The following is a 24,660-nucleotide window of genomic DNA, read 5'->3' as shown; positions in this document are numbered from 1 at the left end:
AAAGCCATCCCCACAATGCTTTTCAAAAATAGCGGGCTACCTTCCATTTTTACTATATTCACTAAGAAGTTGCTATATTCCTGCTTTTCTTTTTAATATTTTTATAAAATAACCCTAAGTTCAATTATTCAAAGAACATGTGATCATCATTGATTACAATACGTTCGATTTTAACGGCTTTTTTCGTTTGATCGTCGATGTCGATGACGACACCGCTCAGCGTTGTTTTCCCTTCAGCGACAGTAAAACGGACTGGAAGATTCGTTTTGAATCGCTTAATAATCGTCTCTCTGTCCATCCCCAGTATACCGTCATATGGGCCAGTCATTCCTACATCAGTAATATATGCCGTCCCCTTCGGCAAAATGCGGTTATCCGCTGTTTGCACGTGTGTATGAGTTCCGACGACAGCTGATGCCCGACCGTCCGTGTACCAGCCGAGTGCAAGCTTTTCACTTGTCGCTTCGGCATGGAAGTCAATAAAAATGTACGGTGTTCTTTTCGAAGCTTCGGCAATCAGTTCATCCGCTTTTAAAAACGGATCATCAAGCGGCGGTAAAAACGTACGTCCTTGCAAATTAATGACGGCAAGCTCTTTTCCGTTTGCCTTCACATACGTGATCCCTTTTCCCGGTGTTCCTTCAGGAAAGTTTGCGGGGCGAACCAAGTTCGGAACGTCATCTATAAAATCGAAAATTTCTTTTTTATCCCATGTGTGGTTCCCCATCGTGATAGCATCTGCGCCGGACTGGATTAAGCTGTGATAAATTTTTTCCGTCAGGCCTTTTCCATGTGCGGCATTTTCACCATTAATAATAGTAAAGTGAGGCTTATATTTTGTTTTTAGCTTTGGTACATATTCTTTTACCATGTCACGGCCCGGTGAACCGACAACATCTCCGATAAATAAAATTCTCATTTTGTAAATCCCTTCTTCTTAAAAATTCCTTGACCGTCAAAAAAATAAAGTGATGCTTAGCGCATCACTTTATTTTGCATACTCTACGGCTCGAGTTTCTCTGATTACTGTCACTTTAATATGACCTGGATAATCGAGCTCGTCCTCAATTCGCTTACGGATATCTCGCGCCAGTCGATGAGCTTCAAGATCATTAATTGAATCCGGCTTCACCATAATACGCACTTCGCGTCCAGCCTGAATAGCAAATGACTTTTCAACACCTTCGTAGGACTCAGAAATTTCCTCGAGCTTTTCAAGTCTTCGAATATAATTCTCGAGCGTCTCACTTCGCGCGCCAGGTCTTGCAGCGGAAAGTGCATCTGCTGCAGCTACCAGCACAGCGATAATGGAAGTCGGCTCTTCATCCCCGTGGTGTGATGCAATACTGTTAATCACGACTGGGTGCTCTTTATATTTGGTCGCAAGCTCTACCCCGATTTCAACGTGGCTTCCTTCTACTTCATGGTCAATTGCTTTCCCGATGTCGTGAAGAAGACCCGCACGTTTAGCAAGCTTTGCGTCTTCTCCAAGCTCCGATGCCATTAGACCGGCCAAAAATGCGACTTCCATGGAATGCTTAAGCACATTTTGACCGTAGCTTGTACGGAACTTTAAGCGGCCGAGGATCTTGATGAGATCTGGGTGGAGGCCGTGAACGCCAACCTCAAATGTCGTTTGCTCACCCATCTCACGAATATAGTCATCGACCTCGCGGCGAGATTTTTCAACCATTTCTTCAATCCGTGCCGGATGAATACGGCCATCCTGAACGAGTTTATCAAGAGCAATCCTTGCTGTCTCACGTCTGATCGGATCAAATCCGGAAAGAATGACAGCTTCAGGCGTATCATCAATAATCAGGTCAATTCCTGTCAGCGTTTCAAGCGTACGAATGTTACGCCCTTCCCGTCCGATGATACGTCCTTTCATCTCATCATTTGGAAGATTGACAACTGATACCGTTGTTTCGGCAACGTGGTCCGCTGCGCAGCGCTGTAAGGCGAGTGAAAGAATGTTTTTCGCTTTCTTATCCGCCTCTTCTTTCGCGCGGTTTTCAGTTTCTTTTGTCATGATGGCGATGTCATGTGAAAGCTCGTTTTCAACCCGCTCAAGAATGATTTGTTTTGCTTCATCACGAGTCAGACTCGAAATTCGTTCCAACTCTGACTGCTGCATACGAATCATCTCATCCACTTTGCTTTCCATCTCTTCAATATGTTGTTGTCGTTCATTCAGAGAATGATCTTTCTTCTCCAACATCGCTTCCCGTTTATCAATTCCCTCATGTTTGCGATCAAGGTTTTCCTCCTTTTGGAGTAAACGGTTTTCTTGTTTTTGAAGCTCATTTCGTCTTTCACGAACTTCCTGTTCAGCATCTATTCGAAGTTTGTGGATTTCATCCTTTGCTTCAAGCAGAGCTTCTTTTTTCAGTGCTTCAGCATCACGCTTTGCATCTTCAAGAATTTGCTCGGCTGCACCGCGTGCGCCCGCAATTTTCGCTTCGGCAATGGTTTTACGAACAAAGTAGCCAACAACTAAACCGAGTAGAATCAGCAAAATGGAGATGAGAACCATCATAATTGGGGTCATACTTTCACCTCCTCTTGCTATGAACTTGGTTGTTGCTTAAATAAGTGTCGGCATGTACATTGTCTAGTTTTCTCAACATACAGAACCTTCACAGGGAATGAGTATTTTCATCGCCCTTGTCAAGTTTAAAATGGTTTAACAATCATGTTAAAAAAACAAATGTTACAACTTCATTGTAAATGTGTCGGAAATACTTGTCAAGCTTGCCATCTTAACGTTTGCCGACCTGCCGTCTTTTAACGTGCCGAACGCAATCCTTCTAAAGAAGATCATCAATCATTCTTGATTCAGAAGCTGGTATATTTTATTGTTCACTTGGCCCAGTTTAGCGTTATTTTGAATGTTTGATAACAAAACAACAATGGTTTGGCCAGATTTGCTAAAGCTATTCAAGATGTTGAAGCCAGGCATGACACCATGGTTTGAATAGCTTCCGGGGGCAACATAAAATCCCATACCGTATGTGGAGCTGCTCCCTGGCGTAAACATCTTTTCGTAGCTTTTTTGCGAATACAGTTTGCCGTCTATCAGCGCTTGGTCAAATTTGTACATATCTATAGCGCTCATGTAAATATCACCGGCTCCATACAGCTGGGATAAATCAGGCATATAAGGTGTAATCGCTCTGCTGCCCTTCAGCTTATACCCGACAGCAGGATAAGGTTCTTTATTATAGGTTTTATAAAAGCCCGCATGCGTCATTCCCGCCGGTTTAAAAATATGATTCGTTATGTATTGTTCATAGGATTCACCGCTTACTTCAGCAACAATATAAGCGAGAACAGAATAATTAGAATCTTTATAGTCCCATACGCCCGGCTGACGTTTGATCCCCTGACGTTCTATGTCTTTTATTAAATCGTCCGGAGTGATTGCTCCGTTTCCTTCAATATGTCCGTTTATTCCCGATGTATGTGTAAGCAGATTCTTTAAAGTAATCGTTTGACCGTTAGGGAAATGAGGTAAATATGTACTTACCGGATCACTTGTCTGAAGTTTGCCCTTTTCCTCAAGCTGTAAAATAGCAGTTGCAATCAACGCTTTTTGTGAGGAACCGACATAAAAAGATGTCAATGGATTATTTTGAATGTGATGTTTACGGTCTGCATAACCAAAACCTTTACTTGTTACGATTTCTCCATTTCTGACAATCATGGCTGTTCCGCTGAAACCGATCTCTTTTAAATAATTGCTGATTTTTTGATTACGATCGACTGTTTTGATTTGTTCCTCTGTTTTTTTGGCGGTTTTCTTTTTGACTTCTTTTTTCTTGCTGGTGTCTGAAACTGCGGCTTCTTGAGATGGCTCGTTCTCTTCACTATTTTGTTGAAGCGCATTCCACATCGTAAAGCAAATCATCACTGCTAATAGACCAAGCAAAAGTTTGCCTCTTTTATTTAGTTTTCTCCGTCTGCGTTTCGCAGTTCTTCTGCGGGTTGGGCTTGTCATTCATTTTTTCCTCCCAAAATAAATTCCATTTTGCACACGTTTTGTTAGACGAATAAAGCACTGAAAAAGTTGTCAAAAAAAGCAATATTTTTATCATTTTTTACGAAAATACAAAAGGGCTGAGTTGTTCACTCAGCCTTTTGTATCATTTCATACTTATTTTATTTTTATTCTTCAAATTCGAGTTCTTCTTGTGCCTCTCCAGCTTGCTGCTGAACTGCTCCGTGATTATCCAAGCCGTAATGTTCACGAATTTGCTCCTGGATCATCAGCATGATATCTTTATTTTCTTTTAAGAATTGTTTTGCATTTTCACGGCCTTGGCCAAGACGCTCTTCTTCATAAGAGTACCATGAACCGCTTTTTTGCACGATATCAAGTTCAGTTCCAAGGTCAATGATTTCGCCTTCTTTTGAGATGCCTTCTCCGTACATAATGTCAACCTCGGCTGTACGGAACGGCGGAGCCACCTTGTTTTTCACGACTTTGATTTTCGTTTTGTTCCCCATTACGTCGTTGCCTTGTTTCAGCTGTTCAGCACGACGCACTTCGAGACGCACGGAAGAGTAGAATTTCAGCGCACGGCCGCCAGGAGTTGTTTCCGGGTTTCCGAACATAACGCCGACTTTTTCACGAATTTGGTTAATGAAAATCGCGATTGTCTTCGATTTGTTAATGGCCCCTGAAAGCTTACGAAGCGCTTGAGACATTAAGCGTGCTTGTAAACCGACATGCGAATCTCCCATGTCTCCTTCAATTTCTGCTTTCGGAACGAGAGCTGCCACAGAATCGACAACAACAATGTCAACTGCACCGCTTCGAACCAGCGCTTCCGCAATTTCAAGCGCCTGCTCGCCTGTGTCAGGCTGAGACAGTAAAAGCTCTTCGATATTGACTCCGAGCTTTTGCGCGTATACCGGATCTAGCGCATGCTCCGCATCGATAAACGCGGCTTGTCCGCCCTGCTGCTGAACCTCAGCAATCGCATGAAGCGCCACAGTTGTTTTACCTGAGCTTTCAGGGCCATATACTTCAATAATCCGTCCGCGCGGATATCCGCCAATTCCTAGTGCTGTATCAAGAGCGAGGGAGCCGCTTGGGACAGTAGAAATTCTTGTATCTGTCTTTTCTCCCAGTTTCATAATGGAACCTTTACCGAACTGTTTTTCTATTTGTTTAAGAGCCATATCTAAGGCTGCCTGACGATCACTCATTCTATTTTTTCCTCCTTTATGTTACCACTACATATACTATACCCTGTTTGAAGGGATTTGCCAAGAAAAAAGCGAACGCATATTCGGATTTTTTCTTGGCGTGATTTCTATCAAAATATCATAATGTATCAGAGAAATCATGTTTTCTAAGGAGGATAATGTGCTGAAAATATTATTTTTGCTCTAAAAGCTTCAAGATTAAATGGCAGCCGTATTTAGCACCGCGTTTTCTGATTCCCGTTCTGGAGCCCGCAAAGTGAAACTCGTGAACCTCTTCTTTTCCATTTGCTGAAATGCCGATAAACACATGTCCAGGCTCATGCCCTTCTTGAGTATCAGGCCCTGCTACACCGGTAAAGCTGATGCCGATGTCGCTGCCAGTGAGCTTTTGAACACCCTTTGCCAGCTCTGATGCGCACTCCTTGCTGACCGCGCCAAATTGATCTAATGTTTCCTTCTTGACATCAAGCACATTCTGCTTTACGTCGTTTGTATAGCAAACGATGCCGCCGGCAAATAGTTTTGAAGCACCGCTAAGATCCGTCAGCCATTCAGAAAACAGCCCGCCGGTAAAGCTTTCCGCCGCGGAAATCGTAATGCCTTTTTCCCTACATGCTTTAGAAAGCTCCTTTACAAGGGAAGTATCATCGTAGCCATAGAAAAATTCACCGACACGTTCTAAGATAACAGCCTCTGTTTCTTTTAACAGACGCTCAGTTTCCTTTTCGTCAGCATGCTTGGCTGTCAGACGCAGCGTCACCTCTCCATCAGCCGCCAAAGGAGCGATTGTCGGGTTTGTTTGTGCATCAATAATATCTTCCAAATCGGCTTCAAGCTGAGACTCTCCGATACCGAAAAAGCGAAGAACGGTTGACACAATTTTTTCATTTGAACCCATCTTTTTCAGCAGAAGAGGCTTTGCCTCGTTTTCAAACATGGGACGCAATTCGCTTGGCGGCCCAGGAAGAAGCATATAAAAGCGCGATTCATGCTCTGTAAGCATTCCCGGTGCCATTCCAAAGTGATTTGCCAGTACGTCGGATCCTTCAATCACAAGCGCCTGTTTTCGGTTATTAGGTGACATCGTGCGTTTTGTTCGTTTGAAATAGTCCTCAATGGATTGGAACGCCTCATCATTTAACACAAGCGGACGTCCTAGCGCATTTGCAATCGTTTCTTTCGTCAGATCATCTTTTGTCGGTCCGAGACCTCCTGAAAAAATAATGAAGTCGGAGCGTTCTTCGGCAATGCGGATGACCTGCTTCAGCCGCTCCGGGTTATCTCCGACTGCTGTATGATAAAATACGTTCACTCCGATTTCAGCGAGCTGTTTGCTGATAAATTGAGCATTTGTATTGGCGATCTGGCCAAGCAACAACTCTGAACCGACTGCAATAATTTCTGCTTTTTTTGGAAATTCCATGACGAAGTCCTTCTTTCTTAGTTAGATGTTTTTAACGCTTCCCAGTTTTTAGCGAAATATTCCCAGCCTGAGACGACAGTAAAGAAGACAGCTACCCACAGCGCTAAGTCAGCGAACGGGAATGACACAAGTTCAAACGGAAGATTATGAAGAAGCAATGCGGAAACCGCAATGATTTGTGCCCAGGTTTTAATTTTACCAAGCATGTTAGCCGCTACGACTTCTCCAGTTCCGGCAAGGACAAGCCTTAAACCTGTCACGGCAAACTCCCGGCTGATAATCACAATGACCATCCAGGCTGGAGCAAGATCAAATTGAACAAGGATAATTAACGCTGCGGATACAAGCAGTTTGTCAGCAAGCGGATCAAGAAATTTTCCGAAGTTTGTTACGAGATTCAGTTTTCGGGCATAATATCCGTCTACCCAGTCTGTTGTGGATGCAATAATAAATAGGATAGCTCCCGCCAAGTGTGCGACCGGGATCGATTCGTCTCCAAATTCGAGCCTGCCCCAGTCAAACGGCGCCAGCATGATAATCATGAAGATCGGGATTAATGCGATTCTAGCTAGTGTGATTTTATTTGGTAAGTTAAACATAAAGCCCCTCCAATTTCATACTCGGACGTGAAGAAAAGTCATCTGGTAATTAAGATGACTTTTCTTCCTTTTTATTTACAATCTTTATGGTTTGTGCCATCACTTTTTTCGGATCAAGTTCATATGAAAGAACCTTACCGTTGATTTTTATTTTCAGATTAGGTGCATATCCGGTGCGGATTTCAACTTGTTTCTGCTCAGTTATGTCTTTTTTATAGGTTTCGTCTTTTTTCAGCGTTCCCTCTTTTAACGAGCTGCTGTTTTCATCGCGCACTCGAATCCAAGAGCTGTCTGATGCTTTTAGTTCAAGCTCGATTTTATCAGCGCCGGACACTTCATAAGTCGTTAATGATCCCTCAGTGCCAGTTGCTTTAATCTCCAGTTTATCACTGTCGCTTTCTTCTTTTTTATCTTCTTTTTCTTTCGTTTCTTTTTTAGTGTCCGTCTCTTTTTGAGAGCTGTTATTTTGATTCTCTTTTAGCGTTGAATCTTTAGGGATTTCGTACTTGCTTTCACTTTGCGTAATTGATTTTTCAGATGCGGCATTGTTATCATCGCTGTTTTTATGATTCGCAAATTGAATGATCGCGTACACAATCGCAATCACGACAATCACGCCGAGTATGACAAGTATCGTTGGCAGCAGCTCCAGCGCCTTAGATGCTGTCTTTGGCATTTCCTTTTGAAGATTCATGCCGGAGATCTTTTCAGACACATCGTCATGATACGTATTCGGGATATCTTTTTTATGTTCCTCAAACAGCTGATCCGCATCAAGCCCGACAGCTTCCGCGTATTGCTTAATGAATGCCCGGACATAAAACTTTCCCGGAATAATGTCATAGTTCCCTTCCTCCAAGGCGGTTAAGTACCTTTTTTGAATCTTTGTTGCCGCTTGGAGATCATCCAATGACATTGCTTTTTCCTCTCTGGCTTCTTTGAGCCGGATTCCTAGTTCAGTCACAACAAACACCTTCCAATTTTAAAAATCAAAGCTTGAAAACCCGGATTGATCAAACATTTGGGGTTCCTCGGCATGTTCATATGTAATAACCTCATCAGGGTCATTTCTCAGTTCAATAATATAATCAAAGTCATCTAGTGTATACTCTGTATTTTGAACGAATATGTCCGGATGCTCCACCACTTTTGTTGCAGGCAGCCTCATGATTTCTCTGACCAGCTGGAGATGGCGTTCCGACCCTCTTCGTGTTGACACAATTCCGTCAACGATAAAGACATTTTCAGTACTGTATTCATCGGCAATCAGCTGGCTTCGTATCGTCTGCTTCAGCAAAGTTGATGACACAAAAAGCCACCTTTTGCTTGCACACACGCTGGAGGCTACAATTGATTCTGTTTTCCCGACACGAGGCATACCACGAATTCCGATTAATTTATGGCCTTCTTTTTTGAACAGTTCGGCCATAAAATCGACTAATAAGCCTAGCTCGTCCCGTTCAAAGCGGAACGTTTTCTTGTCATCGGCATCCCTTTGAATATACCGGCCGTGACGTACGGCAAGACGGTCGCGAAGCCTCGGTTCTCTCAGCTTCGTTACTTTAATTGTTTCCATTGTTTTTAAGATTGATTCTAATCGTTTAATTTGATCTATATGGCGGCACCTGAGGAGCATTCCCCTTCTGGAAAGATCGACGCCGTTTATCGTTACGATGTTAATAGAAAGCATCCCAAGAAGAGATGAAATATCCCCGAGCAGTCCGGGGCGGTTCACTTGAATTTCATATTCAAAATACCATTCGAGCTTTGCCAAATGATATACCCCCTTCATTGTGGCAAAATTTTACCTTCCTTTATCATAAAGCATTTTTCTCTAATTAGAAAGAAGAATGTTGCTGTGATGAGGAAAACATAAAAAAAGAGAGGAAAAATCTCCTCTCTTCCTAGTGAGTGCTGTTATTTTCAACAAGCTTAACCATCATATTGGCAATAGCATGCTGTTCATCTTTTGATGCTACGCTCCAAAGATCTGCCAGCACTTTTTCCTGCTCGTTCTTAGATTCCACTTCATTAGCCAAGTAACTGCCGATTTCTGTCGCAAGATCTGTAATAGTATCCTGGCTCATACCTTTATCTTGCGCATAGTTCAGACGGTCGCCAAGGAAGTTTTTCCAGCTATCCCAGTTTTCTAATACTGACATATTTGTTTCCTCCATTTCATGTGAAGTTACAAGATTATTGTGTCCTTCGCATAAGAAACTATACACAGAATATTTTCTGATCAGCAGTGCCAGCCGCCATTCACCGACAGAATTTGGCCGGTGATATATGAAGCTTTTTCAGACAGAAGAAAAGCTGTTGCATCGGCAATTTCTTGCGGCCGGGCCAGCCGGCCGATCGGGATCTCATCAGCGATCTCTTCTTTTTCAGACGGTGTGAATTGATTCATCATATTTGTATCAACAGCGCCCGGCGCTACAGCGTTTACTCTGATTCCGCTTGGCGCAAGCTCCTTAGCCAGTCCTTTTACAAACGAGTGCTGAGCTCCCTTCGCCATGCTGTACAGCACTTCACAAGATGCCCCAGTCTCTCCCCAAATAGAGCTGACAGCTACAATCACTCCTGATTTATTCCGAATCATGCCTGGAAGAAGGTTTCTCGTCAGCATATACGGACTCGCCACATGGAGCTGAACCATTTCCTGAACAGTTGTATTATCCACATCCGTAATCAGCCCAAAATGGCTTCTTCCGCTGTTTAAAACAATTGCATCAATCGGCTGAACAATTGAACTTGTCAGCTTATCTGCTCCTTCCGGCGTGGATAGATCAGCTTGCAATATCTCAGCGTGAATACCAAACGTCTCTCTTAACTTTTCAGCCAGCTCCGCTGCCGCTTTTTGATTTGTATGATAATGCAGCAGCAGATTGTAACCCTCTCCCGCAAGGGTTTCGCTTATGCTTTTGCCAATGCCGCCGCTTGCTCCGGTGATTAGTGCTGTTTTGATCATCCTCTTTCCTTCTTTCCGCAGAAAAACACCCCTCACACTGGAGGGATGTTTTGTTTATGATTTAGGAACAATCTTGCAGACAGTTAGTCTGTCTGCAGCAATTTCCTCCTGTATAACTTTCTGGACATCCTCGAGAGTAATTTGCTCAAGTACAGATACGACGTCAAATAGGCTCATATCCAAGAAAGCATAACGGGTAAATTGATTGGCAATGTATTCGGGTGAATTCAGCGCTTTTAAGAATGTACCGATCTTTTTCTTTCTGGCAAGTTCAATCTTTTCAGCAGTAATCAGTTCACCGGCGCGCAGAAGCATGCTTGAAATGTCTTCAGCCAATTGATCAGGCTCCGGCGTATCACCGCCGATCGCCGCAAAACCAAACCCATATTCAGCAGTAAAATCAAAGCTGAACGTTTCGTCAATATACCCTTTTTCATAAAGTGACTCGTACTGGGCAGAGCTTTTGCCGAAAAGAGATTCAAGCAATAAGTTCATTGAAAGTTCATGCTTTAACAGCTCTTTGCCTAATTTAAACGGATTCTTTGATTTCAGCCCGACAAGGCATTTCGGTCCCTGTACATTCATTTTAATCTCTTTTTCTTTGCGGAAAACCGCTTCTTGCTCTTTTACTTCTTCCCGTTTGATCTCCGGCTGGTCTGTATACGGCTTTCTCTCCTGATTTTCTCTTACCTGAGAAATGATCGCTTCAGGATCTACAGGACCGACAATAAAGAGGAGCATGTTGCTCGGGTGATAAAACGTTTCATAGCATTCATAAAGATTGTCTTTTGTAATATGTGAGATGCTTTCCACTGTTCCCGCTATGTCAATTTTGACAGGATGTTCTTTGTACATGTTTTCAATGACCCCGAAGTAAAGCCTCCAATCGGGGTTGTCATCATACATGTTAATCTCCTGCCCGATAATCCCTTTTTCTTTTTCAACCGTTTTTTCAGTAAAATACGGGTCCTGTACGAAATCGATGAGCGTCTCTAAATTGCGTTCAACATTTGATGTGCTTGAGAAAAGATAAGCCGTTCTTGTAAATGACGTAAACGCATTGGCAGAAGCACCCTGTTTGCTGAAATCTTGAAAAACGTCTCCGTCCGCTTTTTCAAACAGCTTGTGCTCAAGAAAATGGGCGATGCCATCCGGCACGTGAACCATCTCATTTTCACCTAAAGGGACAAAACGGTTATCTATAGAGCCGTACTTTGTTGTAAAGACCGCATATGTCTTGTTGAAGCCTTTTTTCGGCAAAACGTAAACGTCAAGGCCGTTTGACATTTTTTCATGGTACAGCGTCTCCTGGAGCTGTTCGTATTCGATTGGTTTGATCAAGATGCACCCTCCGTCCCTTTTAAGAAATAAGTCGTATCAAGCTGAATCTTTTCGCCGGCTTTCACGATATCCTCTTTTGTGACCTGCTCAATATTCGCGAGAAAGTCTTCGATAGGAATATCGACTTGGGCAGCGGCCTGCTGATATAAAAATTCAGATAAACCATACGCAGTATCAATGGTTTCCAGCACTTGATTTCGAATAACAGCCTTTGTCTGAGCAATGTCCTGCTCACTAAAGTCGCCGTTTTTCATTGCCTGAAATTGCTCAGCAATAATGGAAACAGCCTGTTCGTAATTTTTCACTTCAATGCCCGACATCACCATTAACAAGCCTTTAAAACTTTCTATACGCGAAGCGGCGTAGTATGCAAGACTGGCTTTTTCCCGAACATTGATGAAAAGTTTGGAATGAGAGAATCCACCGAAAAGCCCGTTAAACACTTGCAAAGCAGGATAATCCTGATCCGTATAAGTGATGCTGGTGCGGTAGCCGATATTCAGCTTTCCTTGTTTGACATCTTCTTCATCAATTACTTCTTTTGGCTGGGCTTTGTGCTCATCGTGATTGTTTTCAATCGTGCCGAGGGTACGCTCTTTTGTTTGGAAATACTTATCAATTGCCGCTTGCACTTGGTTACTGTCCACATCGCCAACAACATAAAGATCGAGCTGGTCTTTTTGGATAGCGCTTTGATATGTTTCATATAACTGATCGGCCGTAATGGCATCGACATCGTCGATTTCTCCATTGACATGGAGAGCATAAGGCTCATTTTTGCACATTTCCTGTATCAGCCTTAAATTCGAGTAGCGCATTTTATCGTCATAGACGGCTTGGATTCTTTGCTTGAGCGTCCGTTTTTCCTGAGCCACATATTGTGATTGAAAAGCGCCTCCCTCTAAAGCAGGTGAAAAGACGATTTCTGCGAGAAGCTGCAATCCTTTTTCAAGAAGCGGTGTTTGATCTTTTAAATATTTTTCATTCGGGATTTCAAGCCTGAACGTAATGACATGCCGCTCTCCCTTTTTCGAAAGATCCGCCGAAACGGACGTGCCGTACAGTTCATCCAAATAAGAACGCAATTCCGAGGTTTTCGGATGGCTTTTTGTTCCGCGAAGAAGCACATGCGGAAGCAGAGCTCTTTTCGTGACTTGGTCCTTTGTCAAAGGCGCAAGCATTTTAAAAATAAGCGAGACGGTTTTAAATTTTTCTGTTTTTACAATGTGTGCGGTTAAACCGCCGTGCTTTGTTTTGATTTCATTTACATATGACATATGGAACCTCCTTCGTTCATTTCTTATTAGTATGTATTATGACCAATTTTCAGCATCCGCAGAAACACTCTTTCATGTAATTATAGCAACTGTAGGATTTATAAGGAAACAATAACCTCCACCCAACACAACGGAGGCTATATAGTAATCCATTTTTAATCTGAAAGACCGCTGTTTGTGCCTGTCAGAACGACAGTTATAAACTGGCTAAATTACAGCAAAAAAGACGGTTGGCTAGACCGTCCCTAGGTTTTTTTCTTCCTCTTCACTTTTTTTAGCATCGACAGTAAAGATCACTAGGAATAAAGAAACGATGCTGCAAAACGCCGACAGAATGAAAATCAGCCAGTTTGCATTAGACATTAATGCCGCAAACACAGGTGGACCGAGAGCTACTCCTATAAAGCGCATGCTATTGTAAAAGGAGGAAATGGTTCCGCATTGCTCACTTTCAATTCCTTCGGTTATCAGTGCATCTAAAGCCGGAAGCGCCATTCCAATCCCAATTCCGCCAAAGCTTAAAAAGATAAATAAAAAATAAAAACTGTGGTTCCACCACAAGGCAATATAAGACAGGGTTAACAGGATCATTCCCGTAACAACGCAAAATTTCATTCGAACTTTATCTTTGCCGATCTTTTTGCCAGCTATAAATGAACTGGTTGACAAAAATAAAAGTGGGATTGCAAGTAACCCGCCTTTAGCCACTCCATCAATGGCATACTTGTTCTCCAGCGTATCTGACAAATAAAATAATACGCCAAATAACAAAAACATAATCACACACCCGATAATAAAGACCGTATAAAGCCAGCGTCCATCCTGTTTAAAGATTTTCCGCACACTCTTGATAAATTCAGATACAGCTGGCGCATCCTCATCTTCTTCAGGCTTAGCCACCAGAAACAATACGAGCAAAAAGCTGATCAAACAGAAAAACGGAATAAACCAAAACGGGACAAACCAGTACCAGGTAGCCAATAAGGCGCCAAGTATGGGACTCAGTACCTTCCCTGACGTGTTGGCGGTTTCAATATCACCAAGGCCGGCGCTGACCTTTTCATCGTCTCCTTGAAACAAATCGCCGATAAACGGCATAACGATGGGAGCCGCCCCTGCAGAGCCGACACCTTGAAGGACCCGACCCGCCAAAATCATAGCATAAGGATTTTTCATATAGGTTGAGGCAAAAGCAGCCACCAACCCACCTAATCCTGCAATGAGGAGGCATGGAAGCAATATTTTTTTTCTCCCGAATCGATCCGACAAATATCCGGCAATCGGAATGCAAATAATCGCTACTACTGAATATACAGTAATGATTAAAGACACTTGAAATGAAGTCACTGACAGCTTTTTCTCCATCATCGGAAGAACAGGAATCAGCATGGAGTTCCCTAGTGTCATCACAAGCGGTACGGAAGACAATGCAATAATATTTTTCATTCCATTTTTCTTTCTCAACATCTTCACCCATTCACTTTCTTGTCATCCCTTATATGTTGCGTTAACCGAAGTGAAAGTATGTACAAAGAAACATGAATCAGTGCAAATAAAAAAACAGACACATCACAGCGCCCGTTTTAGAATCGTTTACGCAAAACATGAAATCTGAATTTGTCCGCTCTAAAATAATTTAATGAGTAAAGCACTGGTTTCTCGTGCTGATCGTAATGGGTTTGTTTTAACAGCAAAAGAGCTGTTTCCGGATCGCATTCCAGCACTGGAGAAATGGTATCATGATAGCCGATCGGTTCAATATCAGTCACGGCATAGCTGATCACGGAGCCTGAATTTTTCTCAAGCAGGTCAAACATTGATTCCTGCTGATGAGAGAAAGAATTCGGCAAAATATCCATTGGAATTTTGTCTATACAATACACAATCGGCTGTCCATTAGCTGTCCTGACTCGTTCGAGGTAAAAAAGTTCTTGCCCATCTGCCAAATGAAATCTCTTAATATCATCTTCAGACGGCATAAGCACTTGGGATGATAGAAAAATCGTGCCAGGCGCCATATTTGCCTGTTCTATCATCTTCGTTACACTGTTCAGCTGTTCAATGCCCGAAAGAAATAACGGCTTAGAATGGACAAAAGTGCCTACACCATGCCTTCTGATAATGACATGCTCTTCTTCCAGTATCCGCAAGGCTTCTCTAAGCGTCGCTCTGCTGACACCAAGCTTTTTGGAAAGCTCAAATTCAGAAGGCAGCTTTTCCTTCTCAGTGTAGATGCCATTTTTAATATCCTCTTTAATTCGTTCAATTACTTTCAAATACAAGTGCCGATTATCAGCTTTTGTAGACATGTTTCCCCTCCGTAAACCACTTTCGATAAAAATTATTGAACAATTGGGACAACTATATCATGTTTTGTCGAAAAAATAAATAGAAAGGTTATTAGTTTACATAATGTTATTATTGATAACTGGAGAAAACTGAACTCCCTTCTTTAAGAAGAGAGTTCATCATATTTCTCTTTTGATAATAAGACTTCCCTAGGTTTGCTTCCTTCATACGGCCCGACAACGCCTCGTTCCTCCATGGCGTCAATCAGGCGCGCAGCTCTCGTATAACCGATTCTGAATCTTCTTTGCAGCATTGAAACAGATGCCGTTTGCATGCCGACGATTAATTCAACAGCTTCATCATAAAGATCATCGGTAATCTCAGAATGAGATTCCGTTATCTCCTCAGGAATCATTTCTTCCTGATATTGCGCTTTCTGCTGCGTAATTACATGGTCGACGACCTTCTCCACTTCGTCATCCGACAAAAATGCTCCCTGCACACGGACAGGTTTATTAGCCCCGACAGGCAAAAACAGCATATCGCCGCGGCCAAGCAGCTTCTCAGCGCCACCCATGTCAAGAATCGTCCTTGAATCCGTCTGTGAAGATACACTGAACGCGATCCGAGACGGTATATTCGCTTTGATGACCCCTGTGATAACGTCAACCGACGGCCGCTGTGTCGCAATAATGAGATGGATGCCGGCAGCCCGCGCCATTTGGGACAATCTCGTAATCGAGTCTTCCACATCAGATGAAGCGACCATCATGAGGTCAGCAAGCTCGTCCACAATCACAACGATATATGGCAGCTCCGGCTGTTTCGCTCCTTCTTCATTGTTGGCGCGTTTTATATAATCATTGTATCCTTCAATATTTCTTGTACCCGTATGAGAAAATAATTCGTACCGCCGCTCCATTTCATTGACAACCTTTTTCAAAGCCTGTGACGCTTTTTTCGGATCAGTTACGACCGGAGCAAGTAAATGCGGAATCCCGTTGTAGACATTCAGCTCTACCATTTTAGGGTCGATCATCATCATTTTCACTTCATGCGGTTTCGCACGCATCAAAATACTTGTAATAATGCCGTTGACACAGACACTTTTCCCGCTTCCGGTTGCGCCTGCGACCAAAAGATGGGGCATCTTGTTTAACTCAGCCAACACAGCTTCACCTGAAATATTACGGCCGAGCCCAATTAGCAGCTTTGCGTCCGGTCTGTCATTTAATTTAGACTCGAGCACTTCCTTCAATGATACCATCGCCACTTCTGCGTTCGGAACCTCAATTCCGATTGCCGATTTTCCTGGTATTGGCGCTTCGATCCTGATATCCTTTGCAGCAAGCGCAAGCGCTAAATCATCGCTTAAATTGACAATTTTGCTAACCTTTACTCCGACATCAGGATACACTTCATATTTTGTTACGGCCGGCCCGAGATGAACCTGTGTGACTTTCGCCTTTACGCCAAAGCTTTGGAAGGTGCGTTCGAGCTTTCTCGCATTTTCATAAATATTCTTTTTATCTGCCTGCTGGCCTGTATGCTTCGGATCTGCCAGTAAATCCAGTGACGGCATCTCGTAATCCTTATTTTCAAGCTCCGTAAAGGTCATAGGTGGAGCAGAAACAGTTTCCTGATCACCTGTCTCAGTCTGTATGTCCTGAATCGGCTCTGATACAGGTTCAGCGCGCTTTTCTATCACTGGAGACTCTTCATCTTCATTACGATCTGAAAAGCTTGAGATAATCGGCTCTGAATGAATAAGAGGCGATACCGTTTCCAAATCCCCCTCTTCTTCATCAGGAGGCTCAGGTTCTATTTGCTGTTTTTTGCGGGCCGGTTTTTGCTTTTTGCTCGGCGCCTTCGTTTTTTTCGATGACTTCATATTGGTTTTGACGGATTTCATATCATCAATAAATGCAAACCATTGTTCTTTTATAAAGCGGCCAATCGGGCTCATCCACTTTTTCAGCGTTTCTTGAAGAGAACGCCCTGTGACTAAAATCATTCCGATCAAAATCATGACAATCGCCATAATCTGAGAACCAGTTGACGCAAATAAAAAGTGTGAAGCCGCAAACAGCAGCGCACCGATCATCCCTCCGCCTAAATCAGGTGAGGCGGAACTGCCATTCATGTCCATCAAAAACAATTCCCACGTGTTTCGCACCACGCTTGCGGACTCAATAGAACCTTTGCGCGTCAAATTTTTAAACAGCTGCACGTGAGAAAGCAGCAATATGCTTGCGATAATACAGTACACGCCGGCCTTTCGTCTTGTTAAAAGGCTTGGTGTTTTCTTCTTCCAAAACAGCGAGACTCCTAACACCAATAAACCGAACAAGCATAAAATAAACCACTCTCCAGCAAAAAAGCGGAACAAGTAGATAAAGGTTTGTCCGACTACCCCTAGCTGAAGAATCGCGATAATTGAAATGGCGATACACAGCAATCCGTTGAGTTCGTATTTTATATTGAGCTGCTTCGCCTGTTTTTTTCTTGATTTTCGTTTTTTCTTTGCCACACTCATCACCTTACTGCGTTAAAAAATGTCAGTTCATACATAATGAAGAAAGCAGCCGTTTACAGGCTGCGTTTTTTCTGTAGGATTCCCCTATTATAGCATATTTTGCCCTTTAAAAAGGGGTGGATCTTATACGTTTAATTTCAGCTTTTGTCCCGGAGAAATGTCCGGGTGGAGAAAATGCATTGGATTTGTGCTCATGATTTGAATGACTTCCGCTTCATTGCCTTTCATCTCGACAAGAAGCGGCACACCTCTATATTCAATTTGCTCATGTGCACTTGTCTGTTGGTTCTGTTCCGCAAAAACAATTTCCTGCGGCATCATGGTATACAGAATCATTGAATCATCCGTCCTTCTTCTGCTCTTGCTTCCTCAATCAGCTCATTCAGTTTACTGATCGCTTGTCCGACTCCTCCGACGTGATCGATTAATCCGTACTCGACAGCATCCTTACCGACGACATTTGTTCCGATATCGCGTGTTAAGTTTCCTTTTGAAAACATCAGCTCTTTGAACTTATCCTCGTTTACATTTGAGTGGCTTGTTACAAAGTTAACAACTCTTTCTTGCATCTTATCCAGGTATTCAAACGTTTGCGGCACACCAATTACCAGTCCCGTCAGCCGAACGGGATGAATCGTCATCGTTGCTGTTTCAGCAATATAGCTGTAATCACAAGATACCGCAATTGGAACGCCGATGGAATGCCCTCCACCAAGCACGATGGAAACTGTCGGTTTTGACAATGATGCCAGCATTTCCGCTATTGCGAGTCCCGCTTCAACATCTCCTCCGACAGTGTTTAATATAATCAGCAGGCCTTCAATTTTGGGATTCTGTTCAATTGCCACAATCTGCGGGATGACATGCTCATATTTTGTTGTTTTGTTTTGCGGAGGAAGCTGAACATGGCCTTCTATTTGTCCGATAATGGTCAAACAATGAATATTTGTATCTTGGGGCAGCTGCGGAAGCGTCGTTTCACCAAGCTGCTGTATTTTATTCATAATGCTGTCTTTCGCGTCATTTTTTTCAGGACGCTCTTCTTCTGTGTTTTCCATACGATGATCCATCTCGCTTTCACCCTTTCCGAATTTCTCTTTGTATTATGAACAAAGATACTCAATTCAATCCCGGCTTAAAAGGCAAAAAAATAAAGACCGGAGCAGCTCCGGTCTTTAGTCAGACATCATACTTCCATAATAATTGGGATGATCATCGGTTTACGTTTCGTTTTTTCATATAGGAATTGGTTCAACGCATCTCTCATCGCCTGCTTCAGCGTTGACCATTCAACATTCGATGTTTCAGTCGCTTCTGTCACGATGGAACGGACAAGCTCAGTAGCCTGTACGATAAGTCCCTCAGACTCTCTTACATAAACAAAACCGCGAGTGATAATTTCTGGTCCTGATACAAGATGTTTCTTTTGTTTATCAAGTGTAATCACAACGATTAAAATTCCGTCCTGTGAAAGCAAGCGGCGGTCTCTCAATACGATATTGCCGATATCACCAACACCCAAACCATCAATTAAAATATTGCCGTACGGAACTTTATCCCCGATTTTTACGTTTTGGCCACGGAATTCAACGACGTCTCCTTTTTCAATTAAGAAGATGTCACTGCGCTTCATGCCGGTTTCTTCAGCGATTTTCGAATGAGCTTTTTGCATTCTGTATTCGCCGTTTACAGGAATTAAATATTTTGGTTTAAGCAGATTAATCATAAGCTTTAACTCTTCTTGTGAGCCATGTCCAGATACATGGACACGCTTTTGGGCAAAGATGACTTGGGCACCGGCTCTCGCAAGAAGGTCTACTGTTTTAGAATAAATGAGTTCCTGCCCAGGAATTGGAGTTGACGCAATGACAACCGTATCCCCTTCTTCAATGTTCAGCTGTTTGTGGGCTTTGTTTGCCATTCTTGTCAGTGCAGCTAACGGTTCACCTTGGCTGCCGGCTGTAATAATAGCCACTTCGCGCTTCGGATATTTCTTGACATCCTGTACAGAAATAAATAATTCATCATCTGCTTCAATATATCCAAGCTTTCTTGCAAGCTGCAGCACAGATTGAAGATTTTTTCCGGCAACAGCAATCTTTCTGCCATTTTGAGCCGCTGCATGAATGACTTGCTGAATCCGGTTAATATTGGATGCGAAAACAGCAATAATCACCCGGTTCACTGAATTATATAGCGCGTCCGAAATTTCTCCGCTGACAGCAGCTTCCGAAGGTGTATAGCCCGGGCGCTCCGCATTTGCACTGTCGGAAAGCAGGGCGAGTACGCCGCTATTGCCGATCTTGGCAATCTCGCCAATGTCGCACGTTTGGTTAAGCGCAGGTGTTTGGTCAAATTTGAAGTCTCCCGTGCATACAATAGATCCAAGTGATGTTTTAAGACTCACACCTACAGAATCAGGGATGCTATGAATCGTTCTAAAGAACGATACTTTTGTCGATTCAAATGTAATGACAGATTTGGAGTGAATTTCTCTTAAATCAGTTTTTCGGTTATGTCCGTATTGTTTTAATTTTTCTCTTAATAGCGCAAGCGTCAGCTTTGTTCCGTATACTGGAACGGACAGCTTGTTTAATAAGTAAAAAACGCCGCCGATATTTTCATCGTGCCCATGCGTTAAAAAGATTGCCTTGACGCGGTCAGCCCGCTCAATCAAATATGATATGTCAGGAATTACCACATCAATACCGAGCATTTCGTTTTCAGGATGCATAAGGCCGGCATCAACAACAAATATGTCTGAGTCAATTTCGATGACATAAAGGTTCTTCCCAATTTCTCCGACACCGCCAAGGGCGATAATTCTAACGTTTTCTGTATTTTTCTTTTTCAAAATCTATATCCTCCTAGTCTCATACCCGTCCATCATCACTTGTTCCTATTATAACTGAAAGTAAATTTAGAAAACAAGATAAAGCAGAAGGTTTAGGGAAAACCAATATGTATAAGAAACGGCCAAACTCAGCTGAATGTGAGAATGACCGCGTTTGTTTCACTGTATGAAATTTTTCTTACAGTCCGCTGATCGTGCTGCTTAAGCTCAGACGTTCATCCTCGGTTAATGGGATAAGAGGAAGACGCACTGAACCGACATCAAGGCCTCTCAGCTGAAGCGCTGTTTTGACAGGAGCAGGATTAGGCGCTTTAAACAGTTCCTTCATAATCGGCAGCAATTTCTGATGAATCAGTGCAGCATTAGCTGTTTGCCCATTCGTATAATTTTTGATCATTTGCTGCATATCAGAGCCTGCAATATGGCTCGCCACTGACACAACTCCTCGTCCCCCGACTGAGAGAATAGGAAGCGTCAAGGCGTCATCCCCTGAATAGACAGAGAAGTCTTCTGGCGTTTCCGCAACAATTTTTGTAATCGCTTCGAGGTCTCCGCTCGCTTCTTTAATCGCAACAACATTCGGAATGTCTGCCGCCAAACGGATCGTCGTTTCAGGAGCTAGAGAAGCAACCGTGCGGCCCGGCACATTATAAAGCATAACTGGAAGAGATGTTTCTGCCGCAATTGCTTTAAAATGCTGGTACATGCCTTCTTGAGAAGGTTTATTGTAATACGGCGTAACGAGCATGACCGCGTCTACGCCCGCTTCTTCAGCTTTTTTTGTCAGCTTGATGGAATCTTTCGTGTTGTTGCTTCCAGTACCCGCAATAACGGGTACCCGACCGTTTACTTCTTTTACCGTATATTCAAAAAGCGCAATTTTTTCTTCAGTTGAAAGGGTCGGAGATTCTCCAGTTGTTCCCGCCACTACTAAAGAATCCGTTCCGTTTTTCAACAAGTAATCAATCAGTGTAGACAGTTTTTGAAAGTCTACGTTCCCTTTATTATCAAAGGGTGTAATCATCGCTGTAGACACATTTCCGAAATTCATTTTATTCACCTCATCATGATTCAATCACATTTACTTGGAAAGTTCAAACACTTCATGCAAAGCGTTTACAGCAGGAACCATATCCGCTTCATGGACGAGCACCCATATCGTCGTGTGGCTGTCAGCCGACTGAAGGATCGGAATTTCTTTTTCTGAAAGAGCCGAAACAATTTTGGACGTGACACCAGGAACACCCATAATGCCCGCTCCGACCGCCGATACCTTTGCGCAATTTCTCGTTACCATCGGATCATAGCCCATATCCATTAAAATACGCTGAGCTGTTTCTGTTTTATTTCCGGCCACCGTATATACGATTTCACTAGGTGTAATGTTAAAGAAATCGACACTGATTCCCGCATTCGCCATCGCCTTGAACACTTCAGTCTGAACGTTATACTGGCCAATTTTGGACGGCACTTTGAACTGCGTGACATCTTTGACATGAGCAATTCCCGTAATCAGCCTTTCAAAAACATCGCTTCCGACTTTGGAAGAATGATGCGATGTCACTAATGTGCCTTTATCTTTCGAATAAGTCGAACGGACACGGATCGGAACCTTGGCCTGCATTGCGATTTCCACAGCCCGCGGATGAATGACTTTCGCCCCTTGATACGCTAAGTTGCAAATTTCTGTATATGTCACGACAGGAAGCGGTTTCGCATTTTCCACCACTCTCGGGTCAGCAGTCATTACACCTTCTACATCGGTGAAAATATCGATGTAGTCCGCATCAACAGCTGCTCCGAGTGCGGCTGCGGACGTGTCGCTGCCCCCTCTGCCGATCGTTGTTATATCACCCTTTTCGGTTGCGCCCTGGAATCCTGCGACGACTACAGCGTCATGGTTCGCGAGCACACCGAATAAACGCTCCGGTCTCATTTCAATGATTTTCGCATTTGTATGCTGATCATTTGTTAAAAAGCCAGCCTGAGCCCCCGTCAGCGCAGCTGCTTTCACACCATTATCAAGCAGCATGCTTGTAAAGACGACAGAGGAAATGGTCTCTCCGCAAGATAAAAGCAAATCCTGCTCCCGCGGAGAAATCGCTGACTGATCGCCGTAAAGCAGCCCCAGCAAAGAATCTGTAGCGTACGGGTCTCCTTTCCGGCCCATCGCTGAAACGACAACGACAACCTTATATCCTTCACTGATTGCTTCTTTAATATGCCCTAAAGCCAGTTTGCGGCCATTATCATCTTTTACAGATGTTCCGCCGAACTTTTGAACAATTATCTTCACTGTTTTCACTCCAAATTATTCGGACGTAACAGAAGAGAGCAGGCTGATAGCGCCTTACTCTCTTCTATTCGTCTTTAGGAAATTCTCTCTATTATACGAGGTTTAGTTTTTTCAGGCTTTCTGCAATTTGAACAGAGTTCCATGCCGCGCCTTTTAATAGGTTATCAGAAACAACCCATAAATGAAAACCGTTTGCTCTGTCCAAGTCTTTGCGGATGCGTCCTACAAACACATCGTTTTTGCCGACGGCATCAGCAGGCATCGGATAAAGCTGCTGGCTTGGGTCATCCTGAAGTGTCACGCCCGGAGCTTCTTTTAATAGATTTTTAATATCTTCAACTGTAGCGTCATCACGGTCTACTTCGATGTAGACGGACTCTGAGTGCCCAGTTTGAATTGGCAGTCTCACACATGTAGCCGCTACTTGAAGGTCTGGCATGTGCATGATTTTTTTCGTTTCATTTATCATTTTCATTTCCTCAAACGTATAGCCGTTATCTTGGAATTTATCAATTTGCGGAATCGCGTTGAAGGCGATTTGATAGTGTTTTTTGTCGCCTTTTACAGGCATGATCGCAGGCTCAATTTCTTCTTGATTTAAAATCGCCTGTGTTTGGCTGTAAAGCTCTTTAACAGCTTCATTTCCCGCTCCTGATACCGCCTGGTACGTTGATACGATGACTTTATTTAAGCCGTATGCCTTGCGGATCGGTTCAAGAGCCGCAACCATTTGGATTGTAGAGCAGTTAGGATTGGCAATGATGCCGTTGTGTTCATGCAAGTCTGCCTCATTCACTTCAGGCACAACAAGCGGTGTATTTTCGTCCATACGGAATGCACTCGTATTATCTATAACAATAGCGCCGCGTTTTACAGCTTCTGGTGCCAATGCTTGTGATACGCTTCCGCCGGCGCTGAATAAAGCAATATTTACCCCTTCAAAGCTTTCAGGAGAAGCTTCCTGAACAGTCAGCTCTTCGCCTTTAAACGTGACTTTTGTTCCCGCAGAGCGTTTTGAAGATAGCAATGTAAGTGTGTCCATTTCAAAATTTCTGTCTTCAAGTGTTTTAAGCATTTGTTGTCCTACAGCTCCTGTCGCTCCGACAACAGCTACGTGTAAACCTCTTCCCATCTGTAAAACTCCTTCCGCCAATCAGCATCATTGAATTGATTTGACTATGATTTTACGTTTTATTTTACCATAGAATATGCGGGTGATGGCCGAATTTTTTAGTTTGGGAAAGATTTTCTGTAAATTTAGTCATTTCCCTGATAATTCTCAACCAGAACCGGCTGAAGCTGCTGATGCATTAGTGCCTTTTCAATGGTTTGCGGAAGCAGATCCATTTTGGCTACCATTGAATTCGGTTTTTTAAATGGATCGTCTTGGCCGAATGGAATAAAAAAGATATTTTTTGTTGACATGAGCCTCATTAAATTTGTTCCGTTCAAGCCGAGAGCATCGTTTGTCGAAATACCAAGCACGACCGGCCGGTTGTTTCGGATTGTCGCTTTTGCCGCCATCAGCACCGGACTGTCCGTCATGGCATTTGCCAGCTTGCTCATCGAATTGCCAGTTAAAGGAGCGATGACCATACAGTCAAGGGGCAGCTTCGGCCCAAGGGGCTCTGCCTTCACAATTGAATCTATGGCCTCATATCCAGTCAAGTCTTCAATTTTTTTAACCCATTCTGCTCCCTCTCCAAATCGAGTATTTGTGGATTTTACGTTAAACGTGACAACCGGACGCACTTCAGCTCCTTCGTTGACCAATGCCTCAATTTGCGGAAAGACCGCTTCATATGTGCAATGCGATCCGGTCAGTCCAAACCCGATTCTTTTTCCTTTTAATGACGACAT

General features: G+C 43.2%; 22 protein-coding genes. All 22 read right to left on the bottom strand.

Annotated elements, in window-relative coordinates; translation table 11 throughout:
* Positions 1-124 precede the first annotated feature (124 nt).
* Complete coding sequence (ymdB, locus tag M0696_RS09160; RefSeq protein ID WP_166852838.1) at positions 125-919, bottom strand: 2',3'-cyclic-nucleotide 2'-phosphodiesterase; 795 nt, start codon at positions 917-919, stop codon at positions 125-127.
* Between the two features lie 69 nt (positions 920-988).
* Entirely contained in the window at positions 989-2,551 is a 1,563-nt protein-coding gene (gene rny, locus M0696_RS09155; RefSeq protein WP_003221010.1) for a ribonuclease Y, read from the bottom strand.
* Between the two features lie 276 nt (positions 2,552-2,827).
* Positions 2,828-4,000, bottom strand: a complete 1,173-nt coding sequence (locus tag M0696_RS09150; protein ID WP_166852840.1) for a serine hydrolase domain-containing protein — start codon at positions 3,998-4,000, stop codon at positions 2,828-2,830.
* Between the two features lie 167 nt (positions 4,001-4,167).
* Positions 4,168-5,214 (bottom strand): recombinase RecA, encoded by a 1,047-nt coding sequence (gene recA, locus M0696_RS09145; RefSeq protein ID WP_014113838.1) that lies wholly within the window; start codon positions 5,212-5,214, stop codon positions 4,168-4,170.
* Between the two features lie 172 nt (positions 5,215-5,386).
* A complete protein-coding gene (locus tag M0696_RS09140; RefSeq protein WP_166852844.1) occupies positions 5,387-6,637 on the bottom strand; it encodes a competence/damage-inducible protein A in 1,251 nt (416 codons plus the stop codon).
* A gap of 17 nt (positions 6,638-6,654) precedes the next feature.
* Positions 6,655-7,236, bottom strand: coding sequence for a CDP-diacylglycerol--glycerol-3-phosphate 3-phosphatidyltransferase (gene pgsA, locus M0696_RS09135; protein ID WP_166852847.1), 582 nt, complete (start codon positions 7,234-7,236; stop codon positions 6,655-6,657).
* A gap of 49 nt (positions 7,237-7,285) precedes the next feature.
* Positions 7,286-8,200: a cell shape determination protein RodZ gene (rodZ, locus tag M0696_RS09130; RefSeq protein ID WP_166852850.1), complete on the bottom strand. Its 915-nt coding sequence runs from the start codon at positions 8,198-8,200 to the stop codon at positions 7,286-7,288.
* An 18-nt stretch (positions 8,201-8,218) separates the two neighbouring features.
* Positions 8,219-9,010: a DUF3388 domain-containing protein gene (locus tag M0696_RS09125; protein WP_003220998.1), complete on the bottom strand. Its 792-nt coding sequence runs from the start codon at positions 9,008-9,010 to the stop codon at positions 8,219-8,221.
* 130 nt (positions 9,011-9,140) lie between these two features.
* Positions 9,141-9,398 carry a DUF3243 domain-containing protein gene (locus M0696_RS09120; RefSeq protein WP_003245199.1) on the bottom strand — a complete coding sequence of 86 codons (258 nt, stop codon included), beginning with the start codon at positions 9,396-9,398 and terminating at the stop codon, positions 9,141-9,143.
* A gap of 80 nt (positions 9,399-9,478) precedes the next feature.
* A complete protein-coding gene (gene ymfI / locus M0696_RS09115; RefSeq protein ID WP_222142849.1) occupies positions 9,479-10,207 on the bottom strand; it encodes an elongation factor P 5-aminopentanone reductase in 729 nt (242 codons plus the stop codon).
* Between the two features lie 54 nt (positions 10,208-10,261).
* Positions 10,262-11,548: an EF-P 5-aminopentanol modification-associated protein YfmH gene (gene yfmH, locus M0696_RS09110; RefSeq protein WP_222142848.1), complete on the bottom strand. Its 1,287-nt coding sequence runs from the start codon at positions 11,546-11,548 to the stop codon at positions 10,262-10,264.
* On the bottom strand, positions 11,545-12,825 hold the full coding sequence (yfmF, locus tag M0696_RS09105; protein WP_222142847.1) for an EF-P 5-aminopentanol modification-associated protein YfmF: 1,281 nt from the start codon (positions 12,823-12,825) through the stop codon (positions 11,545-11,547). Before yfmF ends, yfmH begins: the two co-directional genes overlap by 4 nt.
* Positions 12,826-13,059: 234 nt before the next feature.
* Positions 13,060-14,271, bottom strand: coding sequence for a bacillibactin exporter BcbE (bcbE, locus tag M0696_RS09100; RefSeq protein ID WP_222142846.1), 1,212 nt, complete (start codon positions 14,269-14,271; stop codon positions 13,060-13,062).
* Positions 14,272-14,408: 137 nt separating this feature from the next.
* Positions 14,409-15,134, bottom strand: a complete 726-nt coding sequence (locus tag M0696_RS09095) for a GntR family transcriptional regulator (RefSeq protein ID WP_166852862.1) — start codon at positions 15,132-15,134, stop codon at positions 14,409-14,411.
* A gap of 143 nt (positions 15,135-15,277) precedes the next feature.
* Positions 15,278-17,644, bottom strand: a complete 2,367-nt coding sequence (gene spoIIIE, locus M0696_RS09090; protein WP_222142845.1) for a DNA translocase SpoIIIE — start codon at positions 17,642-17,644, stop codon at positions 15,278-15,280.
* A gap of 129 nt (positions 17,645-17,773) precedes the next feature.
* Positions 17,774-17,986 (bottom strand): YlzJ-like family protein, encoded by a 213-nt coding sequence (locus M0696_RS09085; protein WP_041520957.1) that lies wholly within the window; start codon positions 17,984-17,986, stop codon positions 17,774-17,776.
* Complete coding sequence (tepA, locus tag M0696_RS09080) at positions 17,983-18,720, bottom strand: translocation-enhancing protein TepA (protein ID WP_166852868.1); 738 nt, start codon at positions 18,718-18,720, stop codon at positions 17,983-17,985. The genes M0696_RS09085 and tepA overlap by 4 nt, the downstream gene beginning before the upstream one ends.
* 116 nt (positions 18,721-18,836) lie before the next feature.
* Positions 18,837-20,504: a ribonuclease J2 gene (rnjB, locus tag M0696_RS09075; RefSeq protein WP_166852871.1), complete on the bottom strand. Its 1,668-nt coding sequence runs from the start codon at positions 20,502-20,504 to the stop codon at positions 18,837-18,839.
* Positions 20,505-20,682: 178 nt separating this feature from the next.
* Positions 20,683-21,555 (bottom strand): 4-hydroxy-tetrahydrodipicolinate synthase, encoded by an 873-nt coding sequence (dapA, locus tag M0696_RS09070; RefSeq protein ID WP_166852874.1) that lies wholly within the window; start codon positions 21,553-21,555, stop codon positions 20,683-20,685.
* A 30-nt stretch (positions 21,556-21,585) separates the two neighbouring features.
* Entirely contained in the window at positions 21,586-22,800 is a 1,215-nt protein-coding gene (dapG, locus tag M0696_RS09065) for an aspartate kinase (RefSeq protein WP_166852877.1), read from the bottom strand.
* A 91-nt stretch (positions 22,801-22,891) separates the two neighbouring features.
* Positions 22,892-23,932, bottom strand: a complete 1,041-nt coding sequence (gene asd / locus M0696_RS09060) for an aspartate-semialdehyde dehydrogenase (protein WP_003220972.1) — start codon at positions 23,930-23,932, stop codon at positions 22,892-22,894.
* Positions 23,933-24,057: 125 nt separating this feature from the next.
* The gene (gene dpaB / locus M0696_RS09055) at positions 24,058-24,660 is read right to left on the bottom strand and encodes a dipicolinate synthase subunit B (protein ID WP_003220970.1); all 603 of its coding nucleotides are present in this window, start codon (positions 24,658-24,660) and stop codon (positions 24,058-24,060) included.

The organism is Bacillus rugosus (assembly GCF_023238245.1).
GTDB classification, from domain to species: Bacteria; Bacillota; Bacilli; order Bacillales; family Bacillaceae; genus Bacillus; species Bacillus rugosus.
The sequence above is the reverse complement of the archived record's forward strand: the minus strand, read 5'-3'. Positions and strand labels throughout refer to the sequence as shown.